Raw genomic sequence first — 4,692 nt, forward strand, 5'->3', positions numbered from 1 at the left:
CGTATAAACAGCTACTTGATGATTCGGTGCTATTTTTTCTGCAAGTTCTAAGCCAAGTTGATTACATTGTTCTGGTGTTACTTCCCCAGGTTTAAAAGACTGAATAACCGTATGTGCTTGAATCCCATCTTCTTTACCATATAAGGCTCTTGTTTGTTTGAAAGCCGATTTCGCATAATCTACATCACAATTCAAACCACTTTTTTCTTCTGCACGTTTCTCTGCGTAATTGATTGCTCGACTTGCTGATTTGGTATTACCTAATTTAGTTGTTGCCATCATCATCACTTCGTTTCTGTTTTGGTGCTATAACATCAATAATAATTCGAAAAATAATCACATAAATAAAAAATGCTATTATTACCCATTTATTTTCAAAGAAAGCATTATTCTGTACATAGAGAAAGATAATTAATCCAGCACTAATTATTAAATATAAAGTAATAAGAATACGCCTTAATTTAGACTTTGCCATATGTCATTCAGCCTTTCACGAACAGCTTTAATATTGTGTTCTAAACCTTCATAATTTGGTGTTTCATGTTGGTGTTGATTACAATATTTAGCAATTTGATTTACGTTTGCTCCTAACTTACTTAAATCTTTGGCAATCGATTGTCGCGTCTCTTTATCAAATTTGGGCGCTACCAATCGACTCCCATGTGCCTTTTTCTTAACAAAATTCGGCACACTCATATTCAAAGTTTCGGCAGATGACCTTAACTTTTCATATTCGGATTCGCTCACTCTGAAACTAATTTGTTTTGGCTCTTTGCGGTTGGGTTTTCGGTTTCCCCCAACAGACAAATCGCTAGCCAAATTATTATCATGTTCACTCATTCAATCCCACCACGTTTCTTCGAAATATATGACTCTCTATGTTTGTAGATTATATGATAATCAACAAAATTTCAAGTCATAATGTGGTTTGGCAAGCGTCGTATATTCTAGCCACTTCGTTCTGAATATACCGGCTTGATGGGATTATATCCCATACCCTTTATGTTTTTGCTAACGCAAAAAATGAGTGGCAAAATGCTAGCCACTCATAGTTCAAAACCAAATTCAAAATCAAAACACCAGCAACCAAAAATGTGGTTGCTAAATATAGAAAGTATTATTTAATTTTTAATACTTTCTACTCACTATACTTAATTTTATTCGCTAATTTAGCTACTTGTTTATTATCGTTGGGTTTAATATAAATTTTTTCAACGTTATCCTCAATTGCTTTTTCCGTTATTTTATCCATCTGACTATAATCACTATTTTGTGGACTTTCCCATTTATAAGGAACATTATTATAAACATTAATTGTACCATTACCATTACTACTATATGTTATTGACCCACCAGCTTTCATAGGAGCTTCTAATTTCACAACATCTGTTTTATAAACTGCACTATTTTCAGCTTGCGGATTTACTTTTGATCCTTTTGGTATTTTTGTAACATATACATTTTTAATTCCTTTTAAATCGTTTTTAGTAGATATTAATTGGTACCAGACACGTGCATATTCAATTTCTTCCGAGTTGAAATTATCTAAATAGCTTTTATTCTTGTCAGTAGTTTGCTGACTCTCATTACTACTATTACTTTCTTTCTCGCGTTTTTTATTATTACTTTGTTCCTTATCTTGTTCATTGTTATTTTCTAAATCATTACCACTATTCGATTTATTACTTTCCTCTTCACTAGTACTTTGTTTTTTGTTGTCTTTATTTTCTAGTTTGCTATTATCACTGGAACTATCATCATCTTGGTCTTCTGAACCATTACTACAACCTGCTAAAAACACTAACAAACCAAAAACTGATAGAGTTAAAATAATTTTTTTCATATTATATCGTCCTTTCAACTATGTATATAAAATATAATTCAATCCCAAAATTTAAATTTATGCTGCCAAAAATCAATCTGTTTTTGTAATTGTTTTTCATTCTCTTTTAAAGTTGACTTCATTAACTCAGTTAAATCAATTGGAGAAATTTCAGACATAAGTTTACGCATTCTATATTTCTTTTTACGTTCTAATTTCCCCCATTCACTTTCATCAAATAATAAAGCCATAATTGTATGACGATCTGAAGTTTTTTCAATAGTTGAGTAATCTGGTTTCAAGATATGTAAATCGTTAAAACAATCATTCCAGTAATCCACCATATCTCTTTTCAATTCAATTTCTATACGCCATAAATGTTCAGAGATAATTTCAACATTTGCGTTATCTTTACGCTCTTGCTTTTTATTATAAATTCTAATAAATCTATCACTATCTCTCACACCAAAATATTTCGTTTCTGGTTTACCACTACGACCATAAAATATTGTTTTTTTAAGTGACTTATCTGACATAGCATAGTAGTCGCTTAAATCGTCTTCAAAATCAAAAGCTAAATCCAATCTTGTAAAACCATCATCTTCCATGTAATCGATAACGTTTTGTTTTAACCATAACATCTCATCATGTGAAAGTTTATTAGGATTAAATTCAACACGCATATTACGTCTATCCCAACTATCTGCTTTTATTTTGTCATATTCAATATAAACTTTTTCTTGAAGTGCCTTAGCTTTAAATTTTGTTTGAAGTATATCCCAAAGTCTTATTTGTGGTTCCAAACTCATAAATTCAGACAGCTTTTGTGCATTATTTTTGTTTAGATTTCCAACTATTGTCATAGCATCAAAACTTAAATTTGGATTGGGGGTGTCCCAAATATGTACACTTAACCGGCTATTAGAGTAGCCGGTTTTAGAAAAATTATCTAAATCGTGATTTTCTAAGTGATTTGAATGATTTGCGTGATTATTTTTACTCATAAAAAATCGACTCCTTAATTTAATTTAAGAAGTCGCTCACCCGAATATATATCTTGAAGAATAAACTAATATCGTTTAATATCTAGATATACAAATTAAGAACAAAAACATCAACTGTTTTTCTTTAAGGTAAGTCGCATTCACAAACTTTGGTAGGGGCGTGAGCGACTTCTTTTTATTTGTTTATTAATATAACACTATCAAAAGGCTTGGTCTAATCAGATCAAGTCTTTTTTAGTACCAAAACTTATTACATAATCAAAATTACATTTCTTTAGTTAATTTATATTGCTTATAAGCGTAATAAACTATTAATGATTGTACTACCACTTGTGCAAATGATAATCCTATACGAATACTTTTCTTAGTTTTCTCACTCATTTTCTTCAACTCCTTTCGCTGCTTTATTCCAATTGCTTTATTGACGTTGAGCCTCGGAACCCTTAACAATCCCAAAACTTGTCGAATGGTCGGCTTAATAGCTCACGCTATGCCGACATTCGTCTTCAAGTTTAGTTAAGGGTTCTTCTCAACGCTCAATAAATTTTCTCGGCATAAATGCGCGTTCTACTTTTTGTTTGCTGAAGGCTTCCAAAACAAAACAACAGCCATAAAAATTAAGAAATAAATAATAAACCAAAAATCTAAATGACTTTGGTTTATTTGCTGATATATAAAAATAAACATCAAAACAGACATAATTAATTGCACAGAAAAACGTAACCACATAAAAAATATATCCTCCTTTTTAGCAAACTTTATCACATTACTTTTTAATCGTGAAACCTTGCTCTAATCCATTCATACAAGCCAATAAATAGTCCTATAGCAAATATATAAGGTAAACCATAAGCAATATACCAAACAAATGTCATAAAGCCCTCAGACGCTCTTATTTTGCTCGCTATGGCTTTCTGTAATACATCTACATGCAAGAAACTCATAAAATCACTGCCTATGGTCATAATTAAAGCAAATAACATAAAGACTAATAACATAGCCCCAATACCTGTAAATAATTGCTTTTGTCTTTTTTTATAGTGTTCATGTGACGCTCTTACTTCTTGCAACATACGGTCATTTTCTTCTCGTACTCTGTAAATATCTCTGCCTAATATATCTTTTAATTCTTCTGTATCAACCTGTTTTAATTTTTCTTGAAGTACATCTACAAAATCATTACGAATCTTTAAGCTTTTATCTCGAAATTCCTTCGTTGCCTCTTTCAATTCGGACGTTGTTTCCTTGTGTTCTTTCTCTCTGATTTTCTGATTCTCTTGTATCTCTGCTAGATATTTTACGATTAGCTTGTTTTGTCTCTTGAGCTCGTTCAACTCTTCGTTGTTTAAGTTGCTCTGTGTGTTGCTCGACTGCGTCCCAGTTGACCTTAAATCCGTCTGCATATTCGGATTCTCTTTGTTGTTCTTGATGTCTTTCATGCTCATAGTCAATCGCCCCTTTTTCATAATCTGAACCTAGCGTTCGTCCACGCACCCATTTATTTGCATTTTCAGGCTTATATGAGATTGTTTCGCCACGAAGCTTAACTTCTACCCCGTTTTCTTCTAAATGCTCTGAAAACGTCTCTAAATTGCTTGTATGTGCTTTTGCATTTTCAATCAATTCACGTAATTCATCTTTCCAAGAATATTTTTCTCTATCAAACACAATGCCTTTTTCTGCTTGTGTGTATCTCATTTTTGCAGTGCCACGTTCTGTCACACTCAAACCATGTTCACGACAGACATTGTCATTTTCTTTTTTGACTAAATCACGTTGTTTTTTATTACTTTGATATTTCTTTCCAGTTTCTAGATCAACTGAATTAATCACAATATGATTATGATAATGGTCTTTATCTGTATG

7 protein-coding genes are annotated in these 4,692 nt (G+C 31.8%); all 7 read right to left on the reverse strand.

What is annotated here, in order from left to right; all coding sequences use genetic code 11:
* Positions 1 to 279, reverse strand: a 279-nt coding sequence (locus tag ISP02_RS12865; RefSeq protein ID WP_195721958.1) for a relaxase/mobilization nuclease domain-containing protein, incomplete at its 3' end; no start/stop codon positions are given.
* Positions 266 to 475 carry a hypothetical protein gene (locus tag ISP02_RS12870; protein WP_018615970.1) on the reverse strand — a complete coding sequence of 70 codons (210 nt, stop codon included), beginning with the start codon at positions 473 to 475 and terminating at the stop codon, positions 266 to 268. The genes ISP02_RS12865 and ISP02_RS12870, both read right to left, overlap by 14 nt.
* On the reverse strand, positions 457 to 840 hold the full coding sequence (locus ISP02_RS12875; protein ID WP_195721959.1) for a plasmid mobilization protein: 384 nt from the start codon (positions 838 to 840) through the stop codon (positions 457 to 459). The genes ISP02_RS12870 and ISP02_RS12875 overlap by 19 nt, the downstream gene beginning before the upstream one ends.
* A gap of 298 nt (positions 841 to 1,138) precedes the next feature.
* Positions 1,139 to 1,843 carry a hypothetical protein gene (locus tag ISP02_RS12880; protein WP_195721960.1) on the reverse strand — a complete coding sequence of 235 codons (705 nt, stop codon included), beginning with the start codon at positions 1,841 to 1,843 and terminating at the stop codon, positions 1,139 to 1,141.
* Between the two features lie 38 nt (positions 1,844 to 1,881).
* On the reverse strand, positions 1,882 to 2,826 hold the full coding sequence (locus tag ISP02_RS12885; RefSeq protein ID WP_195721961.1) for a replication initiation factor domain-containing protein: 945 nt from the start codon (positions 2,824 to 2,826) through the stop codon (positions 1,882 to 1,884).
* A 773-nt stretch (positions 2,827 to 3,599) separates the two neighbouring features.
* Positions 3,600 to 4,055 (reverse strand): DUF334 domain-containing protein, encoded by a 456-nt coding sequence (locus ISP02_RS12890; RefSeq protein WP_150821994.1) that lies wholly within the window; start codon positions 4,053 to 4,055, stop codon positions 3,600 to 3,602.
* On the reverse strand, positions 4,024 to 4,692 hold a 669-nt coding region (locus ISP02_RS13235; RefSeq protein WP_195721962.1), incomplete at its 5' end, for a relaxase/mobilization nuclease domain-containing protein. The genes ISP02_RS12890 and ISP02_RS13235, both read right to left, overlap by 32 nt.

It is taken from the genome of Staphylococcus durrellii (assembly GCF_015594545.1).
GTDB classification, from domain to species: Bacteria; Bacillota; Bacilli; order Staphylococcales; family Staphylococcaceae; genus Staphylococcus; species Staphylococcus durrellii.

Excerpts from the sequence above, each read along its gene's own strand:
- ISP02_RS12870 (WP_018615970.1), bottom strand. The coding sequence starts at position 475 with ATGGCAAAGTCTAAATTAAGGCGTATTCTTATTACTTTATATTTAATA.
- ISP02_RS12875 (WP_195721959.1), bottom strand. The coding sequence starts at position 840 with ATGAGTGAACATGATAATAATTTGGCTAGCGATTTGTCTGTTGGGGGA.
- ISP02_RS12880 (WP_195721960.1), bottom strand. The coding sequence starts at position 1,843 with ATGAAAAAAATTATTTTAACTCTATCAGTTTTTGGTTTGTTAGTGTTT.
- ISP02_RS12885 (WP_195721961.1), bottom strand. The coding sequence starts at position 2,826 with ATGAGTAAAAATAATCACGCAAATCATTCAAATCACTTAGAAAATCAC.